The organism is Paraburkholderia phenoliruptrix (assembly GCF_019511605.1).
In the GTDB taxonomy this organism is placed as follows: Bacteria; Pseudomonadota; Gammaproteobacteria; order Burkholderiales; family Burkholderiaceae; genus Paraburkholderia; species Paraburkholderia phenoliruptrix_A.
Map to the genome: position 1 here is coordinate 84843 of NZ_JAEUAV010000006.1, position 26054 is coordinate 110896.

Below are 26054 nucleotides of genomic sequence, written 5' to 3' on the forward strand. Positions count from 1 at the left end.
GTTACTCCTTCGAAATGGCGCGCTCTGAACGCGCGGTATGAAGTGCCAGCGCCGCGTCCACATAAGCGTGCGCCTGGCCGACGTAGTGAGCGGGATCGAGCAGTTGCTTCAGGCGCTCGACAGAAAGATGTTCGGTCACGGCCGCATCCGCCGCGAGCACGTCGAACAGCGTTCGCCCTTCGCGAATGGCGGCTTTAGACGCGTGCTCCACGAGATGATGCGCATCGAGCCGGCCGATGCTGTCGCCAAGCGCAAGCATGACAGCTTCGCCGAGAATCAGACCGTGCGTGACGTCGAGATTCGCGGCAAGGCGCGGCACGTTCACGCTCAGGCCGCTCGCGATCTGCTCGATGTTGGCGAGCGCGCCGCCCGCAAGCCGCGCCAGGTCGGGCAACGCATCCCACTCTGCCTGCCAGCCGCCGAGCGCGCGCTCGTGTTCCTGCACCATGCCTGCGAATACCGTGGCAACCAGTCCCGGCGCGCGCATGGCCGCCGTCAGCACGGCCGCGCAGCCTACCGGATTGCGCTTGTGCGGCATGGTCGACGATCCGCCTTTGCCGGCGGCAGCCGGCTCCGCAAGTTCGTCTATTTCGGTTTGCATTTGCAAGGAGACGTCGCGCGCTATCTTGCCTAGTGTACCGATCAGCATGCCGAAGAATGCCGCGGTCTCCGCAATGCGGTCGCGTTGCGTATGCCACGGCAACGCAGGCATCGCGAGGCCCAATTCCTGCGCGAGCGCTTGCGTGACGCGCGGCGCGGCATCGCGCAGACTGGCGAGCGTGCCGGCGGCGCCGCCGAATTGCAGCACGAGCACACGCTCACGCAATGTGTCGAGCCGGTCGCGTTGGCGCAGCAACGCATCCAGCCATTGCGCGAACTTCAGGCCGAGCGTGATGGGCAGCGCCTGCTGCAGCCAGGTTCGGCCGATCATCGGCGTGGCGCGATGCGTGGCGGCAAGCTGTGCGATCGCGTTGCAGGCGGCCTGCAAACCGCTGTCGAGCAGATCGAACGTGTCGCGCAGTTGCAGCACCGTCGCCGTGTCGATAATGTCCTGGCTCGTTGCGCCCCAATGCACGTATTTCGATGCTTCGGCGTCCGCCGCTTTGACGCGCGCGGTGAGTTGCCTGACGAGAGGAATCGCGAGATTGCCGCCGAGCGCCGCGTCGCGCGCAAGTGCGTCGGCGTCGAGTTGATCGGCATGGCAGGCGGCCTCGATGGCCGGCAGTGCCGTTTGCGGGATCACGTTGTGCGCGGCGCAAGCGCGCGCGAGGGCCGCTTCGACATCGAGCATCCGTTGCAGCGTGGCGCGCGGCGCCCAGATGTCGTTCATCGGCTGCGTGCCGCAAAGGAGGCCGGTCAGCCGGCCGCTGGAGTCGAGCATGATGACTTCGATGATCGGGGAGTTCTGACGAATGTAGCACTGTGCGCGGCAACGCGTTGCGCGCCGCGGCAGGTGGACCGCGGCGCGCGCATGTCACGCATGTTGCCGAACGCTACCGCTCGCTTACGCCGCCCGCGGCGCTTGCGTCCCGTCGATCAGCGGTACGCCCGTGAGCTTCAGCAAGGCGTCGAAGTCGATGTCGGAGAAAATTTCGCGCACCACGAGGCCCTGGTCCGTCACGTCGATCATCGCGAGATCCGTGTAGATGCGGTCGACGCAACCCACGCCCGTCACGGGGTAGCTGCACTCGGCGGTGATCTTGCTTTCGCCCTGTTTGGTCAGGTGCTCCATCATCACGTAGACCTGCTTCGCGCCGATAGCCAGGTCCATCGCGCCGCCCACGGCCGGAATTGCGTCCGGCGCGCCGGTGTGCCAGTTCGCGAGGTCGCCCTTAGCCGACACCTGGAATGCGCCGAGCACGCAAAAGTCGAGGTGGCCGCCGCGCATCATGGCGAACGAATCGGCATGATGGAAGAACGCGCCGCCCGTCAGCAGCGTGACGTGCTGCTTGCCGGCGTTGATCAGTTCGTCGTCTTCCTCGCCCTTCGCGGGCGCGGGGCCCATGCCGAGCAGGCCGTTTTCGCTGTGCAGGAAGATTTCCTTGTCGGCGGCGAGGTGGTTCGCCACCAGCGTCGGCACGCCGATGCCGAGGTTCACATATGCGCCTTCTGGAATGTCTTGCGCAACGCGCTTTGCCATTTCATCGCGGGTCAGTTTCTTCATGTCGGTCTCCGGTTCAGGCAGCGGCGTCGCGCGGGTTGGGTTGCGGCGCGTGAGCCGCTTGCGGCACTTCGATCACGCGCTGCACGAAAATGCCCGGCGTGATGATGTTTTCCGGATCGAGTGCGCCGAGCGGCACCACTTCCGATACCTGCACGATGGCCGTTTTTGCCGCGCTTGCCATGATCGGCCCGAAGTTGCGAGCCGTCTTGCGATACACGAGGTTGCCCCAGCGGTCGCCCTTATATGCCTTGATCAGCGCGAAGTCCGCATGCAGCGGCGCTTCGAGCACATAGTGCCGACCGTCGATCAAGCGGGTCTCCTTGCCTTCGGCGAGCTTCGTGCCGTAGCCGGTGGGTGTGAAGAATCCACCAATGCCTGCGCCCGCCGCGCGAATGCGCTCGGCCAGATTGCCTTGCGGCACGAGTTCCAGTTCGATCTCGCCTGCGCGATAGAGCGCGTCGAACACATACGAATCTGTCTGGCGCGGGAACGAGCAGATGATTTTGCGCACGCGCTTTGCCTTGAGCAACGCTGCGAGGCCGATCTCGCCGTTGCCCGCATTGTTGTTGACGATGGTGAGTTCGCGCGCGCCTTGCTCGATCAGCGCGTCGATGAGCTCCGAAGGCATGCCAGCCGTGCCGAAGCCGCCGATCATGACGGTCGCGCCATCGTGGACGTCGGCAACGGCCGACTGCAGTGACTCGAAAATCTTGTTGATCATGTCGAATTTCCTTGTGGGGCGCTGCGCGCGCCAGGCGGGGCCGGACGGAGCCAGCTTCCTCATGGCTCACCGCCGCGTGGTTCGCGCCTCTGGAACCTAGGTTCGCTATGTTCTTATAGCGAACAGTGATTCGATTAGCGAACGATTCGGCGATTATGGTTGGGCTCGCGCCGCGTTGTCAAGGCGCGGACTTTCCCTTAATGATAGGTTGGCGCCCGCGCAACCGTGCGCCGCTTGTTCGCCTGCGCGGGCGCCGTCGGCAGCGGGAACCAAGCAAACCCCACTATCGCAGCTGGGGATTCTTCCGCTACCCTTTATCGACATATCGAATAGCCTCACGCGCCCTCGCGGCCGAACAGCATGTCGGACACACACCTTGACCTGAACCTGATCCCCTATCTCGTGGCGATGGAGGACACCCGCAACGTCAGCCGCGCGGCCGAGCAGCTCGGCGTGAGCCAGCCGCGCGTGAGCACCGCGCTTGGGCGGTTGCGCGAATATTTCGACGACCCGCTGTTCGTGCGTACGTCCAAAGGCATGGAACCCACGCCGCGCGCGCTCGCCATCCTGCCCGCCGCGCGCGACGCGCTTTTGCGAATCGAAAAAGGCATGCTCGACGTGCAGGAGTTCGACCCGGACACCAGCACGCATACCTTTTCGATCGCGCTTTCCGACGTCGGCGAAATCGTGTTCCTGCCACGGCTGCTGCAGCTCTTCGCCGAGCGCGCGCCGCACGCGAATCTGCGCTCGGTCTCTCTGCCGCCCTCGCACGTCGAACGCGGGCTGGAATCGGGCGACGTGGACCTCGCGATCGGTTACTTTCCGGACCTGTCGGGCAATAACTTCTTTCAGCAGCGGCTCTTCACGCACCGCTTCATCTGCCTGATGCGCGCGGGTCATCCGCTGTCCAGAGCGCCGCTCACGCTCGCGCAATACGTGGCGTCGGGACATGCGGTGGTGCGCGCCGAAGGACGCAGCCAGGAAGTGCTTGAACAGTACCTCGTGAAAAAGCGCATTACGCGGCGCGCGGTGCTGGAAACGCCGCACTTCATGAGCCTGCCGTTCATCCTCGCGCGTACGGATCTGATCGCCACCGTGCCGCATGCGATCGGCTTCGCGTATGTGTCCGAGCATGCGTCGATCACCCTCGTCGAACCGCCGCTGCCGCTGCCGCGCTTCGACCTGCGACAGCACTGGCATCGCAAGTTTCATAACGATCCGCGCGGCACCTGGCTGCGCGGCGTGGTCGCCGAACTTTTCAACGACGCACTCGACGAATGGCCGAAATGAAAAGTAAAAGAGTCAGCCCGCGCGCCGGAAGGGGCATCGGCACGACGCGGCGTAAACATGGAACAATAACTGTACTCATGAACCCGCGCGCGCTCCCTGGGCAACGCGCGATTCCCGCAGGAGCGACGGATGACCAGCAGCAATAAAGAACACACCACGCCCGCGGCCGGCAACGGCCGTCCGAGCCGCGAAGAAGCCGAAGCAGCCGTGCGCGTGCTGCTGCGCTGGGCCGGCGACGATCCCTCGCGCGAAGGCCTGATCGACACGCCGGCGCGCGTGGTGCGCTCCTACGAAGAGTTCTTCGCGGGCTATCAGGTCGACCCGCGCGAAATTCTCGCGCGCACCTTCTCCGAGGTGGACGGCTACGACGAGATGATCGTGCTGAAGGACATCCGCTTCGAAAGCTATTGCGAGCATCACATGGTGCCGATTATCGGGCGCGCGCATGTTGCCTATCTGCCGGGGCATCGCGTGGTTGGTATTTCGAAGCTCGCGCGGCTGGTGGACGCATTCGCGAAGCGCCTGCAGATCCAGGAAAAGATGACGGTTCAAATCGCCGATACGCTGAACGAGGTGTTGCAACCGGTGGGCGTCGGCGTGATTCTGGAAGCCGCGCATCAGTGCATGTCGACGCGCGGCGTGCACAAGGCCGGCGTGACGATGGTCACGTCGCGCATGCTCGGCAGCTTCCGCACGGACCCTTCCACGCGCCGCGAGTTTCTGTCGATTGTCGGCAACCCCGGCGCGGTGGCCGTGCCGAATACGTAAGAGCACAACCGCCGTACTCCGCACTCCACGCGACACATACGCGCATCCGGCATCAAGCCGCTCTGCGCGCGCCGAACGTTTGCCCGAAAGTCGCGAGCATGACGGCCGCGAGCACGCACGCCACGCCCACCAACTGCGCCGCGCTGACGGGTTCGCGCAGCAGCAGGGCGGCCAACGCCAAAGCACTGACCGGCACGAGCGCGGTCATCAGGCCGGCCTCCGCGCCGCTCACGCGTGCGGCACCCTCATACCAGAGGACGAAGCCTGCCACGGTGGGCACCAGCGCGTAATAGATCACGCCGGCAATGGCCGCGGCGTCGAGCGGCAAGCTCCAGGGTTTCTCGAAGCAGGCCGGCACGATGCAGACCGCGAAGCCTATGCCGCACATCAACGCCGACAAGGGCAACGGCGCGACCGGCGTGCGCAGCTTGCGATTGAGCAGAATGAAGAGCGCCTCGCAAACAACCGCCGCAAACACCAGCAGGTTGCCGGGCAGCGAACCGCCTTCATGCGGCGCAACGCCGGCGCCCGAACCCACGGTGCACACGAGCACGCCCGCCGTGGCGAGAACGATCGCACCGAGCAGCGCCGGCGAGGGGCGCTCGCCCAGCGCGAGCATGGCGACCACTGCCGACACTGCCGGCAAGGTGCCGGCGATCACGCCGGCATCGCCCGCCGAGGCGAGCTTCATGCCGCTTATCAGCAAGACCGTATAACCCACGCTGCCCGCCGCGGCTTGCGCGATGACCAGCGCGGCGTCGCGGCGGCCAAGCCGCGGCCAGCGTACGCCGCGCCAGCGCATGACGAGTACGAACAACGGAAAGGCAATCGCAAAGCGCAGCGCGGTCGCGCTAAAGGGCGGCAATCCGGCCGCAATGGACTTGCTCACCACCACGGTGCTGCCCACGCCGAGCATCGCCAGCGCGCAGCAGACGTAGCCGACATAACGTGAATTCATCGTGCGTCTCCTTCGCAAAGAAAGAGCCCGCAGAATAGAGACGCTTCCGGCATCACGTCTTGAACGAAATTGCAGCGCGTCGCGGGTGGCCGCGCCCGGGGTCCATCGGGTATCCTCGGCGATCGGGACGCCCCGGAGCCACAGGAACGCGTTTTGCGTGAGCGGACCCGCCGGGCTGCCGGAACGGCGCACCCAGCTTGCCAACCAGACAAACGCAACATAGCGACAGGAGCCGCGCAATTGGTAGAGTTTCCGTCCTCGGCGGTGTCCACCTGGGGCGGCGCGGTTGTGTTCGCCAACGTGCTGATGACGCGCCTCGGCGTGCCGATTCCCGCCGTGCCGGTTTTGCTGTTCGCCGGCTCCGCGATCGCGGCTGGCACCTTGTCGTTCTGGCCGGTGCTGTGCGCGGCCGTGCTCGGCGCGCTGATCGGCGACGGCGTCTGGTTCACCGCAGGCCGTCTGTATGGGCGCAAGCTGATCGGCGTGCTCGGCCGGATGCTGCCTGCCGTCGACGCCCGCATCGAACAGGCGCGTGCGCTCTTCGAGCGCTTCGGCGTGCCGCTCGTGTCGATCTCGAAGTTCGTGCCTGGCCTCGCGCTCGTCACACCGCCGCTGATGGGCACCACCGCTGTCGACGCCCGCATCTACGCGATCTGGGATCTCACAGGCGCGACCGCGTGGGCGACGTTCTGGCTGCTCGGCGGCGCAGCGGCCGAACGGCAGTTGCATATGCTGCTGGAGTTCGTGCGGGCGCGCGGCGGCACCGTGATCGACGTGCTGATAGCCGCCGCGTTGCTGTATCTCGCGTATCGGCTCGGGCAGCAGCGGCGGGCGCGCCGCCAGGCCGCCCTCCTCGAGAGCGCCGATACAGCCAGGACCGCCGCCGAGGCGAGGCAAGCGCGAGCGTCCCGCTACGCCGGCGGCCGCAAGGCAACGCCCAAGGTCCTCGACGCCCGTCCGCAGAGCGCGGCACCCGGCGCGGCGTCGCCGATTCCCGGCGCATTGCCACTCGATCCCCATTCGCCGGAACAGATCGACGGCGCGCTGCGTACTTTCGACAGCGTGATCTACTGCGTGTGTCCGGACAGTGGGACAGCCGCCGAGATCAGCGTGCGTATGCGCAATTACGGCTACACGCGGATTCGCGCGCTGCACGGCGGGCTGGAGGCTTGGCAGCGGCGCGGCTTTCCGGTGGGCTTGCTGCTTGCAGAAGAGATGCCCTTGGGCGAGTGGACGCGCTCACGCGGCGACGCGTCAAAAACATCGGGCACGTCGAGCGCCTCAAACACTGTAACGTTGCGCGGCTTCGCACCGCGAAGCCGCGCAAGCGCCTAAGCATGAGCGCCGGTCCATTCGTCGAGGCGCGTTCCGCGTGCATATGAGGCGCGCTTACGACGGCGAGTCCTGTGCCACCGAGCCCACCGCCGACGGTCCGCAAGCAACGCGATTGCGCCCCGCCGCCTTTGCCACGTAAAGCTGGCGGTCGGCGGCCGCAAGCAGATCCAGCGCGTTCGCGCCCTGCGCCGGCACGATCGTCGCGCAGCCCACGCTGACCGTGACCGTCACCGGGTCGGCGCCGCCATGCAGAATGTGCTGGGCCTGCACGCTGCGCCGGATCTTCTCGGCCACAGCACGCGCGCCATCGGCCGAGGTGTCCGGCAGGATCACGGCGAACTCCTCGCCGCCATAGCGCGCGACCAGGTCGACCGCACGGCGCACCGTCGACGATATGCACTCGGCCACCGTGCTCAGTGCCTCGTCGCCACTTGCGTGGCCGTAGGTGTCGTTAAAGCGCTTGAAATGATCAATATCGATGAACAGCGCGGATAGCGGCTGGCCGGTGCGCCGCGCGCGCCGCCACTCTTCATCGAGCCGGTTATCCAGCACACGCCGGTTGCTGAGCCCAGTCAGCGGGTCGGTGGCGGCAAGACGCACCAGCGCTGCCTGTGCGCGCAGCTTGCCGTGCAATGCATAGGCGAGCAGCCACGACACCAATACGAACACCGCGCCGAACGCAAGCGTCAACGCGCCGCTGATCATCGCCCGGTGGCGCCACGGCTCGAGCACGTCGTCGACCGCGGGCGCGACGACTGCAATCAGCGGCGTACCGGGCACGTGCACATACGTGAACATGCGCTGCACGCCGTCCACTGCGGACTGCGCCACATAGGAACCCGCGTCGTGCGCGGCCATTCTGATAAAGGTCGGCGACTTCGCTATGCTCGTGCCGATATCGCTCGGCGAGTACGGCTTGCGCGCGATCAGCGTGCCGTCATTCATCGCGATGAACACGGAACCCTGTTTTCCAACGCTGATCCGCTCGAGCAGCCGCTGGAAGTATTCGATGCGAATGGCGAGCAGCGCGACTCCGGCGAAGCGGCCGTTCTTATCGTTGATACGCCGCGTAAGTCCGATCGACAACTTGCCGTCGCGCAAGCGCGAGTGGAACGGATGCGACAGATACAGTCCGACTGCCGGGTTGCGTTGATGCACGACGAAATAGTCGCGGTCGCTGAAGCGAATGTTGGGGTTGATCTCGCCGCTTTGCGAGGCGAGCACCTCGCCGTTCGCGCCCAGAATATACGCGCCGCCCAGAAAAGCGGCCGTTGTCGCGCGGTCGAACAGCACTGCGCGGCGCGCATCGTCAGGCAACCCGGCGCTCAGATCCAGATGATGCTCGGCGCCGTCCACCATTGCCTGCAACGAAAGCGCATAGATCTCCACGTTTCTTTCAAGGTCGCTGGAAATGATCGAGACGAGATTGCCGGATGTCTCGCGCGCATGATCGAGCGCGTCGGTGCGGCCATTGGCGAGCGTAAGCAGCGTGAGGCCCGCCATCGCGACGGCCACCAGCGTGCCGGCGAGACCCGCCAGCACTGGATGGTTGCCCACGTAACGCGCGGCCCCGGCTCCCTTGTGCAGCAGTTTCCGGCGCCAGCGCCGCCTCTGCGAATGAGCCCGATATGAATGAGCCCGATATGCCACCTGCGCGTTGCCTCCGTTGCAAACGGGCCGCGCGAAAAGCGTGCGGCCCGCCATCAGATGTTATATGCCGGCGCTGCGCCTGCCCTGCGCTGCGCCGCCTTCACGCGTCATAGTTTGCGCAGCAGGCCCGCGGCCGAGCGCATCCGGCGTTTGCGTTCCTTGTGCAGCGAGCGCAGCACGCTGCCGGTGTCGCCCGCGCCGGAGAACAGATCCGCGTTGTCGCGCAACAGCATTTCGCTCGCGACAACATCGTTTAGCGTACCGAAACGTTTCTGCACCTGCTTCAAACGTTTGAGCGTTTTCTTGTGGCTGCCGCTCAGAACCGGCTCGAAAAATTCCAGCAGGTAACGCAGCTTCTTACCGGCCTTTCTCACGTCGTGGAAGGCGGCGTAGTTCGAGCGCCTGGCATGGCGGGCGCGTTTCGCGCGCTTCGTCAAAGAGCGCTCCGAAGCGGCAATCCGTTTGTTCGCGAACTTGCACAGCGAAACGCGTTCGTGCGCCGTGTTCAGCTCCGTGGAAGCGCTCGTCAGCGCATCGCGCAGCAGATGCTTGACGTCTGCGTTGCTCAGCGTCTCGCGGCTCGTCGCCAGCGCGTTGCGGCGCGCTTCTTCGAGCGCGGGGGCGAAGTTACCGGCGCCGTCTTCATGCCGGATCAGCTCGATCAGGATGTCCCAGTCGCGCGTCTTGCCCGCTGCCGTGGCGAGATACTTGTAGAGCGCCCGTTGCCGGGTGTTTTCGCCCTTCTCGAGCAGCGGCGCGAACGCCCACCACAGCGAACGCAAGCGGCGCAGCGAAACGCGAAGCTTGTGCAGCGCTTCTGGCGACGGATCGTCGCGCACCGCATTGGCGTACGCAATCGCTTCGCTCACGAGCGGTGCCGCATACGACGCGAACGCCGCCTGCGCCGTGGGTTCCGGCGTGCTGGAGCCGGCGGCCGCAGGCCCGCCATTTGTCTTACGGCTTTCCTTCTGACCGTCGCGCTTCATGGGGACTCCTGGAAGGTGCGTGTTTCAGCGTAGCAAAAAAGATTCCTACCGGCTATGAACCGGCTGCCGCAGTCCGGCAAAACCGAGGCTGCTTCCGCCATCGCGGCGATGCGCGCTGCATTCGGGCGCGCGGGCGGCCAGGGTATTCGACTGTCATCGTACCGACATGCGCGCCCCGCACGATCCAAAGTTCCGCGACTTTTTTCAGGGGCACACGTCATGCCGGAACTTTCATACCCTCAACCCAGTGGGGTCAGTGGCAAGGGGCGCAATTTCGGCCTCGTGATTTTCCTCGCCGTGATCGCAGTGGGCATCGGCTATTGCAGCACGCAACTGGTGGGCGACCTGCAACCGGTGCGTGAAGGTTCCATGCTTCCTTATCTGCTGCTCGGCATCGCGCTGCTGATCGCACTCGGGTTCGAATTCGTCAACGGCTTTCACGACACCGCCAACGCTGTCGCCACCGTCATCTACACGCATTCGCTCGCACCCAATCTTGCAGTGGTGTGGTCGGGCGCGTGGAATTTTCTCGGCGTGCTGACCTCGAGCGGCGCCGTCGCGTTCGGCATCCTGCAACTGCTGCCGGTCGAACTGATTCTGCAAGTGGGCAGCAGCGCGGGCTTTTCGATGGTGTTCGCGCTGTTGATCGCGGCGATCATCTGGAACCTGGGCACGTGGTACTTCGGCCTGCCCTCGTCGAGTTCGCATACGCTGATCGGCTCGATAATCGGCGTCGGCCTGATGAATCAGTTGATGCATGGCGTAAACGGCACGAGCGGCGTGGACTGGAACCAGGCGCTCGGCGTCGGCAAGTCGCTGCTGTTTTCGCCGCTCGTCGGCTTTCTCGCGGCCGGCCTGCTGCTCATGATTCTCAAAGCCGTGGTGCGCGTTCCCGCGCTCTACGCCGAGCCCAAAGGCAAGGAACCGCCGCCGTTCTGGATTCGCAGCCTGCTGATCCTGACGTGCACGGGCGTTTCGTTCGCGCACGGGTCGAACGACGGCCAGAAGGGCATGGGCCTCATCATGCTGATCCTGATCGGCACGGTGCCCACGGCGTATGCGTTGAACAAGGCGGTGACGCCCGCACAGACGCAAACCTTCGTGGCGGTCGCCGAGCAGACCTCGGCCGCACTTGCGCGATATACGAACGGCGCGCCGCAGTCGGCCAATCCGCGCGCGGATGTCGAAGCCTATGTGCGCACGCATCAGCTCACGCCCGCCACGTTGCCCGCGCTGAAACAGCTGACGGACGTCATTGCGCAGCAAGTCGGCGCATCCGGTTCGATGGCCGCGGTGCCGCAAGGCATGGTGGATAACGTGCGCAACAACATGTATGTCGCCTCTGAAGCGATTCGCCTGATGGAAAAGGCGAAACAACCGGCCTTTGCACCAGCGGATGCCAAAGCCATCGCGAACTTCAAGGCGCAAACGGACCATGCGACCAAGTTCATTCCGACATGGGTGAAGGTCGCAGTGGCCATTGCGCTCGGCATGGGCACGATGGTCGGCTGGAAGCGCATTGTCGTGACCGTCGGCGAAAAGATCGGCAAGCAGCATTTGACGTATGGACAGGGCGCGTCCGCTGAACTCGTCGCGATGATGACGATTGGCGCGGCCGACATGTACGGCCTGCCCGTTTCCACCACACATGTGCTGTCTTCCGGCGTGGCCGGCACGATGGCGGCCAACGGCTCGGGCTTGCAATGGGCGACCGTGCGCAGCCTGGTGCTTGCGTGGGTGCTGACGCTGCCCGCCTCCATTGCACTCGCGGCGGGTTTGTATTGGCTGTTTCGGGCAGTGTTCTAAAGTTCTGAAACGCCGTCCGGGGGAGCGCCGCGGTTCTTCGCGGCCGTTCCCCCGGCTAGCCAGGGCTGAACTAAAACAAACGCCTGCCCGATGCCGGTCATTCGAGCGCTCAATACACCTCGGGCACGATCATCGAAGCGGGCACCGGCTGACGGCTGTACTCGTCGTGATAGACCCGAGCGGGCAACTGGATAGTCGGGTGCTCGATCTCGTGGTACGGCACCTGGCTTAGCAGATGGTGAATGCAGTTCAGCCGCGCGCGCTTCTTGTCGACGGCCTGCACGACCCACCACGGCGCTTCGGGAATGTGCGAGCGTTGCAGCATCACCTCTTTGGCCTGCGTATAAGCCTCCCAGCGGCGGCGGCTTTCCAGGTCCATCGGGCTTAGCTTCCACTGCTTGAGCGGATCGTGAATACGGTTCTGGAAGCGGATTTCCTGCTCCTCGTCGGTAATGGAGAACCAGTACTTGACGATCTGCACACCGCTGCGCACGAGCATTTTTTCGAACTCCGGCACGGAGCGGAAGAACTCTTCGTATTCTTCGTCGGTGCAGAAGTTCATCACCCGCTCGACGCCCGCCCGGTTGTACCAGCTACGGTCGAACAGCACCATCTCGCCGCCGGCCGGCAGATGCGAGACATAACGCTGAAAGTACCATTGGGTGCGCTCGCGGTTGTTCGGCGCCGGCAGCGCCGCGACGCGGCACACGCGCGGATTGAGCCGCTGCGTGATGCGCTTGATCGCGCCGCCCTTGCCGGCGGCATCGCGTCCCTCGAAAATCACGACCAGCCGGTGCCCCGTCTCCACGATCCAGTCCTGCAGCTTGACGAGTTCGCCCTGCAAGCGGAACAGCTCGCGGAAATACACCTTGCGCGCTTCGCGGTTCTCGCGCGTGAAGGTCTCGGCACCGTCGAGAATGCGGTCGTCGACCTCCATTTCGAGTTCCTCGTCGTAAGCGTCGATGAGGTCTTCCTCGAAACGGCGTTGCCGCTCAATCAGCAACTCGGCTTCAGGTCTCGGATCCTGCTCTTTCATTGCGGCTCTCCTCGCGGCGGAAATGATCGGGCGCGCGGCGGCATGCGCGACGCGGACGCGCCCGATTATCGGTGCGCCCGGTGTCAGCCGTGTTACCGCCCGGCCGCTTCATGATAGCGAGTTTTACGCAGAGAGCCGCCGCTAGCGCAGGGGTTTGGCAAAGCTCACTTCGTGCCCGTCGGGGTCCGTGATGTGGAAGTAGCGCTCGCCCCACGGCGCGTCGGACGGCTCCAGCGAGGGCGTCAAACCCGCCGCCAGTGCCTTGCGATAGACGGCATCCACATCCGATACATAAACGATCACGCGGCCCCACCAGTTCACTGGCGCACGCGGGTCGGCGATCAGGTTCAGGAACGTGCCGCCAAACGCGAACGACGTGAACGCAGCGTCTTCGCCGCCGAATTTGAGCGGAAAGCCGAGTGCCTCATAAAAGCGCACCGCGTGCCGCATGTCGCTGGTGGCAAGGGTGATCGCACTGAGCGACTCGATGCGCGGTTCGTCTGGCGCGCTGCCGGTCGATGGTGCGGTTTTCGTGGAAGACGCGGCGGATGGGTCGATCATGGCTCTCTCCCGGACGTGACGGACTGGCATGACGCGGCGTGAGATGACGTAGCGTCGCGCGGCATGCAAGCCGCAAAGGGCGCGCAGTCAGCCCGCCAGCACAAAGTGTCTCACACGGTACGGCGTGTCAGGCGTGCGCCGTTTCACACTTGAAAACCCTACGCGCGCCCCGCATCTGGTTGTCCGTTTATCCGGAGCATCGCCATGGGAAGCCGTCCACGCTTCATTGATGACCTGTCGCGCGCCGCATCCGACGCCCCCGGGCCGAACTCATTCACCCCTCTATCCGACGACGCCCTGCTCGACGCCTATTCGCGCACGGTAATCGGCGCGCTGGAGCGCGTGCAGCAGGCCGTCGCCTTCATTTCCGTCGAACGCCGGCTGCCCGGCGCCGCGCCCGGCCGCGAGCGCGGCGCGCGCGGCGGCACTGGCTCGGGCTTCATCTTCACGCCGGACGGCTATCTGCTGACCAATAGCCACGTCGTGCACGGCGCAACGCACATTCAGGTGACGCTGGCCGACGGCGCGAGGTTCGACGCCGACCTGGTCGGCGACGATCCCGGCAGCGACCTCGCGGTGTTGCGCATCGGCTCGCCGGAGCCGCTGCCTCACGTCGAACTCGGCGAATCGTCGAAGCTGCGCGTGGGGCAGATCGCCATCGCTGTAGGTAATCCGCTCGGTCTCGCGCAGACCGTCACCACGGGCGTGGTGTCGGCGCTGGGCCGCTCGCTGCGCTCGAACTCCGGCCGCATGATCTACGACGTGATCCAGACCGATGCCGCGCTCAATCCAGGCAACTCCGGCGGCCCGCTGATCAATTCCGCAGGCCAGGTGGTCGGCGTGAATACCGCGATCATTCCCGGCGCGCAGTCCATCTGCTTCGCCACCGCAATCGACACGGCGAAGTGGGTCATCATGCAGATATTCGCGCATGGCCGCGTGCGGCGTGCGTATATCGGCGTAGCGGGCACCACCACGCCGCTGTCGCGCCGCGTGCAGCGCTACTTCGGCCTGAGCGCGCAAAGCGGCGTGCATGTGATGGAAATCGTCAAAGGCAGTCCCGCAGCGGCGGGGGGCTTGCGCACGGACGACAACATTGTCGCCATCGACTCGCAACCCGTGCAGGACGTGGATGCGCTGCAACGCACGCTCGACGCCTCGCGCATCGACAAGCCCGTGAACGTGACGGTGCTGCGTGGCGCGCAACGGCTCGAACTCACGTTGACTCCGGTCGAGCAGGCAAGCTGATTCGCAGGCAAAAAAAGACCTCGGGCTCTTTCGGGCGCGAGGTCTTTTGCGTTGCGAGCGGAGCATGCAAGCAGAGGCCCACGCCCGTCGCCAGAACCACGCTTACTGGATGATGCGCGTCACGCCACGGCCACGCGGATCCGCTGCCGGCTCGGGCGTGTTGTCGTTGATCTTGATTGCCTGGATGTCGCCGTTGAAGTTCTGCGCCTTCAGCGTATAGCCCTTGGCCTCCACGGCCTTGGCGAGCTCGCCGTCGATCGGCTGGTACGGCTCCCAGAAGATCGTGTTCGGCGGCAGCAGCTGATGATGGAAGCGCATCGCAGCGACTGCGTCCGGCAGCGGCATGTTGAAGTCGTAGATGTTGTTGATCACCTGGAAGATCGACGTGAAGATGCGCGAGCCGCCAGGCGTGCCGATCACGAGCGATACCTTGCCGTCTTTGGTGAGGATCGTCGGGCTCATGGAAGAGAGCGGGCGCTTCTTCGGTTCGATCGAATTCGCGTCGCTGCCCACCACGCCGAACATGTTGGCTACGCCCGGCTTGGCCGAGAAGTCGTCCATTTCGTCGTTCAGCACGATGCCGGTGCGGTCCGCGACCACGCCCGAGCCGAAGTAGCCGTTCACCGTATAGGTGTTCGACACTGCGTTGCCCCACTTGTCGACCACGGAGAAATGCGTGGTCTCAGCTTTTTCCGGCATCGACGTGCCGAGCCCAGGCTGCACGCTCTTCGTGTCCGACGGCGTTTCCGGATTCACTTCGGCGGCGCGTTTGGCGATGTATGCGTCGTCGGTCAGCTGCGCGACCGGTACCTTGTAGAAGTCCGGATCGCCGAGATATTGCGCGCGGTCGGCGAATACGCGCTTTTCGATCTCTGCAATCAGATGAATGTACTGCGGCGAATTGAGCGGCACGTCCTTGAAGTCCGCCGCGCGGTCGGCTTTCATCTTCAACAGCTGGACGAGGCCGATGCCGCCCGAACTCGGAGGCGGTGCGGTGTACACGCGGTAGCCCTTCCAGTCGGCCGCAATCGGCTGGCGCCAAACGGCCTTGTACTGCTGCAGGTCGGCCTTGGTGATCAGACCATGACCGCGCATGGACTCTGCAATCAGGTCAGCCGTCTTGCCCGAATAAAAGTCTTTCGCGCCCTGGTCGGCAATGCGCTGCAGCACCGCGGCAAGGTCGGGCTGCTTGAAGTTTACGCCCTGCTTCAGGTTGCCGAAGTAGGTGTCGAAGTTGGTTTTGCCGGCGAATTCCTTGGCCGCCGCATCGCGGCGCTGCTGCAACTGCTCGCTCACCTCGAAGCCGTCGCGCGCATAGTGGATGGCCGGCGCGAGCACCTGCTTCCACTTGAGCTTGCCGAACCGGCGCTGCGCCTGCCACATGCCGTCCACGGTGCCGGGCACGCCCACGGCGCGGTAGCCATACAGGCTCATGCCTTTAATGACCTCGCCCTTGTCGTCGAGATACATGTTCTTGGTCGCGGCGAGCGGCGCGCGTTCGCGATAGTCGAGGAAGTACGGCTTGCCGGCCACGTACAGCGTCATGAAGCCGCCGCCGCCGATGTTGCCCGCTTCCGGATAGGTCACGGCAAGCGTAAAGGCGATGGCCACCGCGGCGTCGACCGCATTGCCGCCTTCCTTGAAGATCTGTTCGGCGGCGTCCGCGCTGTATTCGTCCGCAACGGCGATGGCGGACGCGGTGAGTACTGCCGGTTGCGCTTTCGCGGGCGGCTTCGCGACGGCCGGCGTCGCTTCGAGAAAGCCGAAGGAAACAGACAACACAGTGGCCAGCGCAAATACGCTGGCGGACGCTTTGGCATTGTGGAACAACTTCATTGATATCCCCCAAGACGACTGTTTCACCTGACGATCACTACAGTTCCCTTGGGCTTATAACATGTGAAGCGCCTCTTTGCGAAGCCGCGCGATTCCGTAAGGCGGCTGTTGCGGCACACAAAGAGGCGCACTGCTTCGGGTCAGACGGCGGAGGCGGGCGTCAGAACCTGCGAGGCCACCTCGTCCACAGCCGCGCGCGCGAGCTTCACGATTTCGTCGACATCGGCACGTGAAGTCACGAGCGGCGGTGCGAACCCCAGAATGTCGCCATGCGGCATCGCGCGAGCAATCAGACCGCGTTGCAACGCAGCAGCCGACACGCGCGGGCCGACTTTCAGCGCCGGGTCGAACGGCCGGCGCGCGTCCTTGTCGGCCATGAATTCGAGCGCGGCCAGCATACCTGCGCCGCGCACTTCGCCGACGAGCGGATGCGAGTCGAAAGCCGCATGCAGTTGCTCGAGCAGATACGCGCCGGTTTGCGCCGCGTTTTGCGTGAGATTCTCGCGCTCGAGAATGTCGAGGTTGGCGAGCGCCGCTGCCGCACAGATCGGATGCCCGGAATAGGTCCAGCCGTGACCCATCGGCCCGAGTTCCTGCGAAGCCTTGTCGATCACATCCCACACGCCCTCGCTCACGATCACGCCCGAGAGCGGTGCATAGGCGCTCGTCAGCCCCTTCGCGACGGTAATCAGATCGGGCGTGATGCCGTAATGCTGCGCGCCCATCTTCGAACCGAGCCGGCCGAAACCGCACACCACTTCGTCGCAGATCAGCAGAATGTCGTGCTTTTTCAGTACCTGCTGGATCGCGGCCCAATAGCCGGCCGGCGGCGGCAGAATGCCGCCCGTGCCCATGACGGGCTCGCCGATGAACGCGGCAATCGTGTCCGCGCCTTCGCGTGCGATCAGTTGCTCCAGTTCCTCCACGCAGTACGCGACGAACTGTGTTTCGTTCATGCCGGCCGGCGCATTGCGATACCAGTGAGGGCACGTAGTGTGTTTGACGCGTTCGATAGGCAGGTCGAAGCATTGATGAAAGCTCGGCAAGCCGGTGAGGCTGCCGGTGACGATACCCGAGCCGTGATAGCCGCGTTGCCGCGAGATGATCTTCTTCTTGTTGGGCCTGCCCTTCACGTTGTTGTAGTACCAGACGAGCTTGATCTGCGTTTCGTTCGCGTCTGAACCGGACATGCCGTAGTAGACCTTCTTCATGCCCTGCGGCGCCCATTCGATGATGCGCGACGACAGTTCGATGATGGTGTCCGTCGAGTGGCCCACGTAGGTGTGGTAGTAAGCAAGCTTTTTGGCCTGCTCGTAGATTGCCTCGGCGACTTCGGTGCGGCCATAGCCGATGTTCACGCAGTACAGGCCCGCGAACGCGTCGATGAATGTCTTGCCCTGATGATCTTCAATGCGGATGCCGTTCGCGCCCGTCACGATGCGGCCCGGCAGCGCGCCGCTCGCGTGGTCATGAGCGTGCGTGGAAGGATGCATGAAATGCGCGCGGTCGGCGCTAAAAAGTTGTTCGAGTTGCTGCAGTTGTTCGGGCTGAGTCATGAAAGGCTCCTTCGTTGAATGCATGGATTGGGCTTACGCGGCTGCGGCGCTGCGAGCGGGAAGCGTCGCGGTCAGCGGCAAGCCGAGTTGGCCAAGACAGAAATAGCGCGTTTCGACAAACGGCTCGAAGCCCTCGGCGCCGCCTTCGCGACCCAGACCCGACGACTTGATGCCGCCAAACGGAATCGGCGCGCCCGTGAACTTCGCGCCGTTCACCGAGACCATCGCGAAGTCCAGACGCCGGATCAGCTGAAATACCGTGTTCAGATCGCGCGAACAGATATAAGCGGCCAGACCGTACTCGGTATCGTTTGCACGCTCGATTACTTCGTCTAGCGAATCAAATGCGCTCACCGCGGAAATGGGTGCGAAGTTTTCTTCGTCGTAAATACGCATGCCGGGTGCAGCGTCGGCCACGACGGTCGGTTCGAAGAACCAGCCGCCACGTTCGTGCGCCGAACCGCCCGCGGTGATGCGAGCGCCCTTCGCCTGCGCGTCGGCCACGCGCTGCACGGTCGCGTCGAACGCGGCTTGATGCATGAGCGGGCCCACATCCACGTCGGCTTCGAATGCCGAGCCCACTTTCAACGCGCGAACCGCATCGCTGTATCGCGCGACGAACGCCTCATACAGCGGACGTGCAACGAAAATGCGATTGGCCGCGCAGCAGTCCTGCCCCGACGTCTGGAACTTCGCGGCAACGGCGACACGCACGGCTTCATCCAGGTCCGCGTCTTCGGTCACGATGAACGGCGCGTTGCCGCCCAACTCGAGCGCCGTCTTCTTGATGCCGGCCCGTGCGACGGCCTGCATGACCAGCGCGCCAACGCGAGTGGAGCCAGTAAAGCTCACCGAGCGCACGCGCGAATCGCCAACCAGCGTTTGCATCGCCATTTGCGGTTTGCCGAGCACCACGTTGAAGACGCCCGGCGGAAAACCGGCTTCTTCCGCGAGCTGGGCGAGTGCCAGCGCTGAGAACGGCGTTTCATGCGCGGGCTTTACCACCACGGTGCAACCCGCGGCCAGCGCGGCCGCCGCCTTGCGCGTGATCATTGCGCAAGGAAAATTCCACGGCGTGATCAAGGCGGCCACGCCCACGGGTTCAATCACGGTGCCCAGTTGCGCACCATCGATATGCGTGGGAATGGTGCGTCCATTCAGGCGCCGCACTTCATGCGCGAACCATTCGACGAAGCTCGCGCCGTACGCAATCTCGCCGCGTGCTTCCGCAAGCGGCTTGCCCTGTTCAAGCGAGAGAATCGCGGCCAAGTCGTGCTGATGGCGCAGGATCAGTTCGTGCCAGCGCAGCAGCAACGCGGAACGTTTCGCGATCGGCAGCCAGCGCCATGCGGAAAACGCACGCTGCGCGGCGTCGACTGCCTGGGTGATCTGCGCGGCGTCGAGCATGGGCACATGTCCGAGCACCTGCTGGTCCGCGGGATTGCGCACGGCGACGCTCGCCGCGCTTGCGCTGTGAATCCAGCGCCCGTCGACGTAGCACAGCGATTTGAACAGAACCGGATGACCCAGCAACATGACGACCTCCTGTGTGCGATGTATGTCTGTCACTGTACGTTGAGCAGCAGCGCGGTTTTTTCGGTTCGCGTGGCCTGCGGTTCGCGTTTTTTCCGTAATGCGCAGCGGAGCGTGCTGTTCTTTCGGCAGCTGCGCAGCGCGCGTCAACTGTCCTCGCCTAATGACTCCTCGGCCCACTCGGGCACGCCTTCAGGCATGCTCTTCACGACCTTGGTGACGATGTACGTGAAGTACTTTTCGATACCCAGTTCGTCGGTGAGTAAAGAGTCGATAAAGCGCTGATAGTGGTCGATGTCGCGCGACATCACGTGCATCACGTAGTCCACCCCGCCGCCGGTTGCATGGCATTGCACGACTTCCGGCGAAGCGGCGATGCGCTCCTCGAAACGGCGCATGTCGTGCGCCGTGTGGCGCGCGAGCGTCACCTCCACCACGACACGCGCGCCCTTGAACGCGCGCAGCCAGTCGACGTCGGCGCGATAACCGCGAATCACGCCGCTGTCTTCGAGCCGCTTGACGCGCTCCCATGCCGGCGAAATGGAAAGACTGATCTCTTCCGCGAGACGCGACTTCGTGATGCGTCCGTCGCGCGCCAGAATGCGCAGAATCGCGAGGTCGTAGCGGTCGAGCTTCATGCGCTCAAACGCTCACGGGTATGCCGCGTTCGACGACATCGGCTACCACTGCAACGGTGTCGCCGATCCCCACGAGGCCCGGAAAATGCCGCGCCGCCAGCAGACCGCCACGACGTGCGCGATATTCGACCGGCGCAACGCCAGTGCGCGACGCGTCGTAGATGCGCGCGATCACCTCGCCGCTTTCCACCGTCTCACCGAGGTCCTTGCACATTTCGAGCAGGCCGTCGTGCTCGCTGGTCGTGAAGCAGGTGCCGTCGGGCATGTCGAGCAAGGTCGTGGTGCGCGGCGCATCCTCGGGCGGCTCGTGAGCCAGCACTCCAGCATGCTGCAGGAAGCCGCGTATGCCGCGAGCGGCCACCGCCACGCTTTGCGCCGTGGCCGTGCCGCCGCCGCCGAGTTCCGTCGAGACGAACACCTTGCCCGCTTCTTCCGCTGCCGTATCGAAGAGCCCGACGCTGTCCAGTTCCAGCATTCGCATGGAGTACGGCGCGCCGAATGCACGCATCGCGGCTTCGCAGCGCGCCTGCTGCTGTGCCTCCGGCAGCACGTGAATCGCGGCGAACGGCACGAAGTCGAGCGTGCGGCCGCCGGCATGCAGATCGAGCACATAGTCTGCAAGCGGCAGCAGGTGGCGCTGGAAATAGTCGGCGATCTTCTCGGTGACGGTGCCGTCCGGTTTGCCGGGAAAACTGCGGTTCAGATTGCCGCGGTCGATGGGCGACGTGCGGCTGCCCGCGCGAAACGCCGGGTAATTCATGAACGGCACGATGATGACGCGGCCTTTCACGTCGTCCGCCCGCAGCGTTGCGGCAAGCTGCGAGAGCGCGATAGGCCCTTCGTACTCGTCGCCATGATTGCCGCCCGTGAGGAGCGCGGTTGGTCCGTCGCCGTTGCGGATCACGGTGATCGGAATCATCACGGCGCCCCACGCGGAGGCGTCGTGCGAATACGGCAGTTTCAGAAAGCCGTGCTGTTCGCCGTCTGCGTTGAAGTCGACTGTCGGCTGAATGGGCGATGCGCGCATATGCACTACTCCTTCACGAACAGTTTGCGCGGCGTGTTGCAGAACGGCTCGACGCCGTCCTGGGTAATCAGGATGCTTTCGGTAATTTCGAGGCCCCAATCGTCGAGCCACAGGCCCGGCATGAAGTGGAACGTCATGCCGGGTTCGAGGACCGTCTTGTCCCCCGGGCGCAGGCTCATGGTGCGCTCGCCCCAGTCCGGTGGATAGCTCGCGCCGATCGGATAACCGCAACGGCTGTTCTTTTCGATGCCGTACTTGTGCAGCACCGCGAAGAATGCGTTGGCAATGTCTTCGCACGTGTTGCCGGGTTTGGCCGCGGCGAGCCCCGCCTCGATGCCTTCCACCACCGCGCGCTCGCCCTCGACGAAGTGCCTGGGCGGCTTGCCGAGAAACACCGTGCGCGACTGCGGGCAGTGATAGCGCTTGAAGCAGCCCGCGATTTCGAAGAATGTGCCCGCCCCTTTGACGAACGGTGTGTCGTCCCAGGTCAAGTGCGGAGCGGCGGCGTCCGCGCCGGTCGGCAGCAACGGCACGATGGCCGGATAGTCGCCGCCGTGGCCGTCCACGCCGCGAACGCCCGTCGAGTAAATCTCGGCCACCAGGTCGTTCTTGCGCATGCCCGGCTCGATTCGCTCGACAATGCGCTCGTGCATTGCTTCGACAATGCGCGCCGCCACACGCATGTATTCGATTTCGCGCGGCGACTTTACCGCGCGTTGCCAGTTCACGAGGCTCGTTGCGTCCTGCCATTTCGCTTGCGGCAAATTCGCGACGAGCGAGCGGTAAGCCGCCGCGCTGAAATAGTAGTTATCCATTTCGACGCCGATTCGAAGCGCTCCCCAACCGCGCGCCTCGATTACTTCGCGCGCGAGGTAATCCATCGGATGGCGCACGGCAGACTGAACGTAATGATCTGGATAACCAACTATGTGGTCATGCTGCATGAACACGGTGCGCTTCGCGCCGTTTGCGTCCTGACCGCGGCCGAACCATACGGGATCGCCCTCCAGCGCCAGCAGCACACATTGGTGCACATAGAAAGACCAGCCGTCGTAGCCGGTCAGCCACGCCATATTGGTCGGGTCGGACACGATCAGCAGTTCGATTCCGGCGGCCTGCATCGCCTTCCTCGTCTTGCCGATACGTGCGGCGTATTCGGCCCGTTCGAACGGCAGGCGTACGGTCGACGCCTGATCGCTCACGTTGCGTTCCAGTTGTGTTGTCTCGGACATCGTCCCCTCTTAGCGCTGCACATCGTTACGGAAGATCATTCCTGCGTTGGCCGCACGCGCCCGCTGTAAAGCGAGCGCCGCAATGGCCGTGTCCTGCGCGCCGGTGCCGGTCAGATCGCAGATCGTTACGTCCGCATCGTTCGCCCGCCCCGCGGCCTTGCCCGCGATCACCTCGCCCAGTTCGACGATGCTCGCGTCGGCCTTGATCGCGCGAGCACTCAGCGCATGGTGCAATTCGCCGAGCGCACGCGTTTGCTGCACGCGGTCGCACACGTAGCGCGCCGCAGCCAATGCGGCCGGCGCGATTTCGTTCTTGTGCTCCGCATCCGAGCCCATTGCGGTGATATGCAAACCGGCGTGCAGATGCGCAGCTTCGATCAGGGGCGTGCGGCTCGGCGTCGTCGTGATGGCGACGTCCGCTTCGGCGAGCGCATGCGCAACGTCGCGTGCGGCTTCGCAGCGCACGCCGAGCGCGGCTGTCATTTCTTCGGCAAAGCGCTGCGCACTGGATGCATTGCGCGCCCACACGCGCACGTGTTCGACACGCCTCACGAGCGTCAGCGCCTGCAATTGCAGACGCGCCTGCTCGCCGGCTCCGAGCACCGCCACTTGCGGCGTCTTTTGCTTCGCAAGCCAGCGCGCCGCGACCGCGCCGGCGGCGGCGGTACGCACTGCCGTCAGATAGCCGTTGTCCAGCAGCACCGCTTCGGTCAGGCCGGTCTTCGCGGAGAGCACCAGCATCAAGCCATTCAGGCTCGGCAGACCGAGCGCGGGATTGTTGAAGAAGCCGGGGCTGACCTTGATCGCAAAGCTGTCGAAGCGCGGCAGGTAGGCAGTTTTGACATCGACTTCGCCGTTTTGCGCGGGTAGATCGAGGCGCAGGATAGGCGGCATCGCGACGTCTTCGGTCGCCAACGCGAGGAAGGCCGCTTCCACCTGATCGATGGCCGCGAGATCAAGCGGGACCAGTTCGCGAAGCTGCGCTTCGCCAAGCAAAGTAATGGACGTCATGTGGTTTCGTGTGAATGGGACGGCGCGGGCACCGCATTGACGATGCGGCGATGCAGTTCAATGTCGATATTTGCGCCCGTCACGACGATCACGAGCGGACCGCGTGGAGCGCGCGCGTCGTGTAGCGCGTCGTGCAGCGCGCCGTCGAGCAGCGCCGCCATGCCGACGGCCGCTGCGCCCTCCACGACGAGGCGCTCATGCCGATACGCATGGACGATGCCGCGCGCAATGGAGTCCTCGTCGAGCAGCAGCGTGTCGTCGATCAGATCGCGCGTGAGCTGATACGTATAGCGGTTTTCAAGGCCGATGCCGCCGCCAAGCGAGTCCGCGAGCGTTTCCACTTCTTCGACCAGCACCGGCCGGCCGCTTGCGAGACTCGCATGCATTGCGGCGCCGCGCGCCATCGTCACGCCGCTCATGCGAATCGCGCGTTGCGCGCTTTTCGCCGCAAACGCGACGCCTGCAAACAAGCCGCCGCCGGACAACGGCACCACGATATGCGCAACGTCCGGCAACGCTTCGACAATTTCGAGGCCGATGGTCGCCTGCCCCGCGATAACCTGCAGATCGTCGAACGGGGGCACGTACGCAAAGCCTTCTTCGCGGACGAGCCGCAGAGCTTCGCGCTCGGCGTCGTCCTGGCTGTTGCCGACAATGCACGCACGCGCTCCGAGCCCGCGCACTGCCTCGACCTTGTTGCCCGGCACGAGGGCCGACATGCAAACAGTGGCTTCGATACCGAGCGCGCGCGCCGCATGAGCCACCGCGCGCCCATGATTTCCCGTGGATGCAGTGACCACCTTGCGGCAGCCTTGGGCCGCGAGTTCGGTTAGCGCATTGGTCGCGCCGCGTAGCTTGAAGCTGCCGGTCGGCTGCACGGTTTCGAGCTTGAGATAAACCGGCGCGCCCGCGATGGCCGACAGACTCGGCGACTCGACGAGCGGCGTGCGCAGCACGCGCCCCTCGATACGGCGACGCGCGCGGTAGACATCGGCCAGCGACAGAACGGACATGAACTCGGCCCTGCACGAAAGGGGTTTGGTCCGATGCTGCCGGTTCTGCACGACGACTGGAGCGTCGAGCCGCCTGCGGCCGCATCGTTTCGAATGCAGCCCAGTCTAATGTTCTAAAAAGCGATTTCCATTGTCCTAGTTCATTTCACGCACTGCCTCGCAACCCGGCTGCCGGTCAGGTGAAATCGTGCACTTGCGGATACTGCTCGAACACCTCGCGCATGGTTTCCAGCGCGGCCTTGTAGGTCTCGTCGCTCACTTCGGCGCCGACGCAGACGCGCACTGCGCTCGGCCGGTCCGCGCCGCGCACGAGGAACGGTTCAGCGGAAGTCACCGCAATGTCGCGGTTGCGCAGTTCCCTGACGAGGCGGTCCGCCTGCCAATGCTCCGGCACACGCAGCCACGCCGATAAGGCTTGCGGATGTGCACCCAGTACATAAGCGCCGAGCGTTTGCTGCAGGAGCGCCTGGCGTCGCCCTAGGCGTTCGCGCTGAATCTGCACGAGCCGCGCCGCTGTGCCGTCGGCGATCCAGCGCGTCGCGACCTCGGCCATCGGCGAGGTGGCCATCCAGCTGCTCACGCGCAATACGCTCTCCGCGCGCAGCGCGAGGCGGCGCGGCGTAGTCAGGTAGCCGATGCGCAAGCCGGTCAGCACCGACTTCGTCATGCTCGTGCAGTAGAACGACAGTTCGGGGATGAGACTCGCAATCGGTGCGGCCGGCTTCGCGGGCAACGGACCGTACACATCGTCTTCGATCACGTACACGCCGTAGCGCTCGGCAATGCGCGCAATCGCGCGGCGCCGCGAGTCGGGCATCATCGCAACAGTGGGATTGTTCAACGTGGGCGTGCAGACGAGCGCGCTGATCCGCTCGCTGTCGCACATCTCCTCGAAATGTTCGGGATGGATGCCGTATTCGTCGATCTCGAGCCCTTTCAGCGTAAAGCCGAGCACATTGGCCGAACCTATCACGCCGTGATCCGTCAGGCTTTCGCACAGCACCGTGTCGCCGGGGCCGACCAGCGAGGCGAGCGCGAGAAAAATGCCGTGCGCGGCGCCATTGGTGACAAGCAGCGTATCCGCCGAGGCCGGCATGCCCAGCGACGCGAGCCACGCGACGCCCGCCTGCCGATGATGCTCGAAACCCGCAATCGGCCGGAACGCACGAATCCACGGTTGGTCGTCGAGCGTGGAGAGCGTCGCACAAATCTTGCGCCACATCGCGTCGTGTTCCGGAGTGTGAATGATGCGCGCAATAGAAAAGTCGACCACGGAGCGTTCGGCCGTGTCGAGCATGTAGTTGGACATGGTTTCCGTCACGCGTGCCGCCACGAAACTGCCGCGGCCCACTTCGCAGCGTATCAACCCTTGCCGCTCCAGTTCCTTGTACGCATTGGTCACGGTCTGCACGCTGATGGCCAGCTCGGCGGCCACATCGCGCTGCGGCGGCAGGCGCGCGCCCGCGGGCAGCGCCGCGCTTTCTATGTCGCCCGCTATGGCCTTCACCAGCCGTTTGTATTTCGACTCCACGCCGTGCACCGCGCGCACCGCATCACGCCACTGCCCGATCACTTGCGTCCTCCAGCCTCGTTGCCCTCGTCGTAAACCCTTGCTGCCCGCTTCGCGTCAAGCCTGTCATAGCGCCTGCCGACGCCCCTCATACTGCCGCGAAACAGGCCCGGAA

General features: G+C 64.6%; 22 protein-coding genes. 5 read left to right on the forward strand and 17 right to left on the reverse strand.

Translation table 11 applies throughout. The features are described 5' to 3' along the window. Nucleotide 1: 1 nt before the first annotated feature. From JNB89_RS10820 to JNB89_RS10830, 3 genes are all read right to left on the reverse strand, one after another. A complete protein-coding gene (locus tag JNB89_RS10820; RefSeq protein ID WP_220362173.1) occupies nucleotides 2-1381 on the reverse strand; it encodes a 3-carboxy-cis,cis-muconate cycloisomerase in 1380 nt (459 codons plus the stop codon). Between the two features lie 123 nt (nucleotides 1382-1504). Next, on the reverse strand, nucleotides 1505-2164 hold the full coding sequence (locus JNB89_RS10825) for a 3-oxoacid CoA-transferase subunit B (protein ID WP_013342554.1): 660 nt from the start codon (nucleotides 2162-2164) through the stop codon (nucleotides 1505-1507). Between the two features lie 13 nt (nucleotides 2165-2177). Then, complete coding sequence (locus JNB89_RS10830; RefSeq protein WP_013342553.1) at nucleotides 2178-2885, reverse strand: 3-oxoacid CoA-transferase subunit A; 708 nt, start codon at nucleotides 2883-2885, stop codon at nucleotides 2178-2180. A 360-nt stretch (nucleotides 2886-3245) separates the two neighbouring features. Between JNB89_RS10830 and JNB89_RS10835 the strand changes: the two genes are divergently transcribed. Further along, complete coding sequence (locus JNB89_RS10835; protein WP_013342552.1) at nucleotides 3246-4175, forward strand: LysR family transcriptional regulator; 930 nt, start codon at nucleotides 3246-3248, stop codon at nucleotides 4173-4175. Nucleotides 4176-4304: 129 nt separating this feature from the next. Beyond that, nucleotides 4305-4943: a GTP cyclohydrolase I FolE gene (folE, locus tag JNB89_RS10840; protein ID WP_013342551.1), complete on the forward strand. Its 639-nt coding sequence runs from the start codon at nucleotides 4305-4307 to the stop codon at nucleotides 4941-4943. Between the two features lie 52 nt (nucleotides 4944-4995). On the opposite strand, the gene JNB89_RS10845 is transcribed toward folE, so the two are convergent. After that, nucleotides 4996-5901 (reverse strand): DMT family transporter, encoded by a 906-nt coding sequence (locus tag JNB89_RS10845; RefSeq protein WP_220362174.1) that lies wholly within the window; start codon nucleotides 5899-5901, stop codon nucleotides 4996-4998. A 240-nt stretch (nucleotides 5902-6141) separates the two neighbouring features. On the opposite strand from JNB89_RS10845, the gene JNB89_RS10850 reads away from it, so the two are divergent. Then, the gene (locus JNB89_RS10850; protein WP_220362175.1) at nucleotides 6142-7236 is read left to right on the forward strand and encodes a VTT domain-containing protein; all 1095 of its coding nucleotides are present in this window, start codon (nucleotides 6142-6144) and stop codon (nucleotides 7234-7236) included. A 54-nt stretch (nucleotides 7237-7290) separates the two neighbouring features. On the opposite strand, the gene JNB89_RS10855 is transcribed toward JNB89_RS10850, so the two are convergent. Then, nucleotides 7291-8940, reverse strand: coding sequence for a GGDEF domain-containing protein (locus JNB89_RS10855; protein WP_223216728.1), 1650 nt, complete (start codon nucleotides 8938-8940; stop codon nucleotides 7291-7293). A gap of 53 nt (nucleotides 8941-8993) precedes the next feature. Then, complete coding sequence (locus JNB89_RS10860; protein ID WP_220362177.1) at nucleotides 8994-9872, reverse strand: CHAD domain-containing protein; 879 nt, start codon at nucleotides 9870-9872, stop codon at nucleotides 8994-8996. Between the two features lie 219 nt (nucleotides 9873-10091). On the opposite strand from JNB89_RS10860, the gene JNB89_RS10865 reads away from it, so the two are divergent. After that, nucleotides 10092-11678: an inorganic phosphate transporter gene (locus JNB89_RS10865; RefSeq protein ID WP_013342546.1), complete on the forward strand. Its 1587-nt coding sequence runs from the start codon at nucleotides 10092-10094 to the stop codon at nucleotides 11676-11678. Nucleotides 11679-11787: 109 nt separating this feature from the next. Here JNB89_RS10865 and ppk2 read toward each other — a convergent pair whose 3' ends face one another. Both ppk2 and JNB89_RS10875 read right to left on the reverse strand, forming a co-directional pair. Further along, entirely contained in the window at nucleotides 11788-12714 is a 927-nt protein-coding gene (gene ppk2 / locus JNB89_RS10870) for a polyphosphate kinase 2 (protein ID WP_218741214.1), read from the reverse strand. Nucleotides 12715-12855: 141 nt separating this feature from the next. Continuing rightward, the gene (locus JNB89_RS10875; RefSeq protein WP_220362178.1) at nucleotides 12856-13275 is read right to left on the reverse strand and encodes a VOC family protein; all 420 of its coding nucleotides are present in this window, start codon (nucleotides 13273-13275) and stop codon (nucleotides 12856-12858) included. A gap of 204 nt (nucleotides 13276-13479) precedes the next feature. On the opposite strand from JNB89_RS10875, the gene JNB89_RS10880 reads away from it, so the two are divergent. Then, nucleotides 13480-14523 carry a S1C family serine protease gene (locus JNB89_RS10880; RefSeq protein WP_220362179.1) on the forward strand — a complete coding sequence of 348 codons (1044 nt, stop codon included), beginning with the start codon at nucleotides 13480-13482 and terminating at the stop codon, nucleotides 14521-14523. Between the two features lie 102 nt (nucleotides 14524-14625). Here JNB89_RS10880 and ggt read toward each other — a convergent pair whose 3' ends face one another. The 9 genes from ggt to JNB89_RS10925 all read right to left on the reverse strand — a co-directional run bounded on the left by ggt (nucleotide 14626) and on the right by JNB89_RS10925 (nucleotide 25942). Next, the gene (ggt, locus tag JNB89_RS10885; RefSeq protein WP_220362180.1) at nucleotides 14626-16359 is read right to left on the reverse strand and encodes a gamma-glutamyltransferase; all 1734 of its coding nucleotides are present in this window, start codon (nucleotides 16357-16359) and stop codon (nucleotides 14626-14628) included. Between the two features lie 140 nt (nucleotides 16360-16499). Continuing rightward, nucleotides 16500-17915 (reverse strand): aspartate aminotransferase family protein, encoded by a 1416-nt coding sequence (locus JNB89_RS10890; protein ID WP_013342539.1) that lies wholly within the window; start codon nucleotides 17913-17915, stop codon nucleotides 16500-16502. Between the two features lie 33 nt (nucleotides 17916-17948). After that, complete coding sequence (locus JNB89_RS10895; RefSeq protein ID WP_220362181.1) at nucleotides 17949-19451, reverse strand: NAD-dependent succinate-semialdehyde dehydrogenase; 1503 nt, start codon at nucleotides 19449-19451, stop codon at nucleotides 17949-17951. A gap of 143 nt (nucleotides 19452-19594) precedes the next feature. Then, nucleotides 19595-20086 carry an Lrp/AsnC family transcriptional regulator gene (locus JNB89_RS10900; protein WP_013342537.1) on the reverse strand — a complete coding sequence of 164 codons (492 nt, stop codon included), beginning with the start codon at nucleotides 20084-20086 and terminating at the stop codon, nucleotides 19595-19597. 4 nt (nucleotides 20087-20090) lie between these two features. Then, on the reverse strand, nucleotides 20091-21113 hold the full coding sequence (gene doeB / locus JNB89_RS10905) for a N(2)-acetyl-L-2,4-diaminobutanoate deacetylase DoeB (protein ID WP_220362182.1): 1023 nt from the start codon (nucleotides 21111-21113) through the stop codon (nucleotides 20091-20093). 5 nt (nucleotides 21114-21118) lie between these two features. Further along, nucleotides 21119-22345 (reverse strand): ectoine hydrolase DoeA, encoded by a 1227-nt coding sequence (gene doeA, locus JNB89_RS10910; protein WP_220362183.1) that lies wholly within the window; start codon nucleotides 22343-22345, stop codon nucleotides 21119-21121. Nucleotides 22346-22354: 9 nt separating this feature from the next. Beyond that, nucleotides 22355-23356, reverse strand: a complete 1002-nt coding sequence (locus tag JNB89_RS10915) for a cyclodeaminase (protein ID WP_220362184.1) — start codon at nucleotides 23354-23356, stop codon at nucleotides 22355-22357. After that, nucleotides 23353-24369, reverse strand: coding sequence for a hydroxyectoine utilization dehydratase EutB (gene eutB, locus JNB89_RS10920; protein WP_220362185.1), 1017 nt, complete (start codon nucleotides 24367-24369; stop codon nucleotides 23353-23355). Before eutB ends, JNB89_RS10915 begins: the two co-directional genes overlap by 4 nt. 175 nt (nucleotides 24370-24544) lie before the next feature. After that, nucleotides 24545-25942 (reverse strand): PLP-dependent aminotransferase family protein, encoded by a 1398-nt coding sequence (locus tag JNB89_RS10925; RefSeq protein WP_220362186.1) that lies wholly within the window; start codon nucleotides 25940-25942, stop codon nucleotides 24545-24547. Nucleotides 25943-26054: the final 112 nt, after the last annotated feature.

What these genes read in the sequence shown, in the direction of transcription:
- JNB89_RS10820 (WP_220362173.1), bottom strand. Translation starts at nt 1,381, where the DNA reads ATGCTCGACTCCAGCGGCCGGCTGACCGGCCTCCTTTGCGGCACGCAG.
- JNB89_RS10825 (WP_013342554.1), bottom strand. Translation starts at nt 2,164, where the DNA reads ATGAAGAAACTGACCCGCGATGAAATGGCAAAGCGCGTTGCGCAAGAC.
- JNB89_RS10830 (WP_013342553.1), bottom strand. Translation starts at nt 2,885, where the DNA reads ATGATCAACAAGATTTTCGAGTCACTGCAGTCGGCCGTTGCCGACGTC.
- JNB89_RS10835 (WP_013342552.1), top strand. Translation starts at nt 3,246, where the DNA reads ATGTCGGACACACACCTTGACCTGAACCTGATCCCCTATCTCGTGGCG.
- folE (WP_013342551.1), top strand. Translation starts at nt 4,305, where the DNA reads ATGACCAGCAGCAATAAAGAACACACCACGCCCGCGGCCGGCAACGGC.
- JNB89_RS10845 (WP_220362174.1), bottom strand. Translation starts at nt 5,901, where the DNA reads ATGAATTCACGTTATGTCGGCTACGTCTGCTGCGCGCTGGCGATGCTC.
- JNB89_RS10855 (WP_223216728.1), bottom strand. Translation starts at nt 8,940, where the DNA reads ATGGCGGGCCGCACGCTTTTCGCGCGGCCCGTTTGCAACGGAGGCAAC.
- JNB89_RS10860 (WP_220362177.1), bottom strand. Translation starts at nt 9,872, where the DNA reads ATGAAGCGCGACGGTCAGAAGGAAAGCCGTAAGACAAATGGCGGGCCT.
- JNB89_RS10865 (WP_013342546.1), top strand. Translation starts at nt 10,092, where the DNA reads ATGCCGGAACTTTCATACCCTCAACCCAGTGGGGTCAGTGGCAAGGGG.
- ppk2 (WP_218741214.1), bottom strand. Translation starts at nt 12,714, where the DNA reads ATGAAAGAGCAGGATCCGAGACCTGAAGCCGAGTTGCTGATTGAGCGG.
- JNB89_RS10875 (WP_220362178.1), bottom strand. Translation starts at nt 13,275, where the DNA reads ATGATCGACCCATCCGCCGCGTCTTCCACGAAAACCGCACCATCGACC.
- JNB89_RS10880 (WP_220362179.1), top strand. Translation starts at nt 13,480, where the DNA reads ATGGGAAGCCGTCCACGCTTCATTGATGACCTGTCGCGCGCCGCATCC.
- ggt (WP_220362180.1), bottom strand. Translation starts at nt 16,359, where the DNA reads ATGAAGTTGTTCCACAATGCCAAAGCGTCCGCCAGCGTATTTGCGCTG.
- JNB89_RS10890 (WP_013342539.1), bottom strand. Translation starts at nt 17,915, where the DNA reads ATGACTCAGCCCGAACAACTGCAGCAACTCGAACAACTTTTTAGCGCC.
- JNB89_RS10895 (WP_220362181.1), bottom strand. Translation starts at nt 19,451, where the DNA reads ATGTTGCTGGGTCATCCGGTTCTGTTCAAATCGCTGTGCTACGTCGAC.
- JNB89_RS10900 (WP_013342537.1), bottom strand. Translation starts at nt 20,086, where the DNA reads ATGAAGCTCGACCGCTACGACCTCGCGATTCTGCGCATTCTGGCGCGC.
- doeB (WP_220362182.1), bottom strand. Translation starts at nt 21,113, where the DNA reads ATGCGCGCATCGCCCATTCAGCCGACAGTCGACTTCAACGCAGACGGC.
- doeA (WP_220362183.1), bottom strand. Translation starts at nt 22,345, where the DNA reads ATGTCCGAGACAACACAACTGGAACGCAACGTGAGCGATCAGGCGTCG.
- JNB89_RS10915 (WP_220362184.1), bottom strand. Translation starts at nt 23,356, where the DNA reads ATGACGTCCATTACTTTGCTTGGCGAAGCGCAGCTTCGCGAACTGGTC.
- eutB (WP_220362185.1), bottom strand. Translation starts at nt 24,369, where the DNA reads ATGTCCGTTCTGTCGCTGGCCGATGTCTACCGCGCGCGTCGCCGTATC.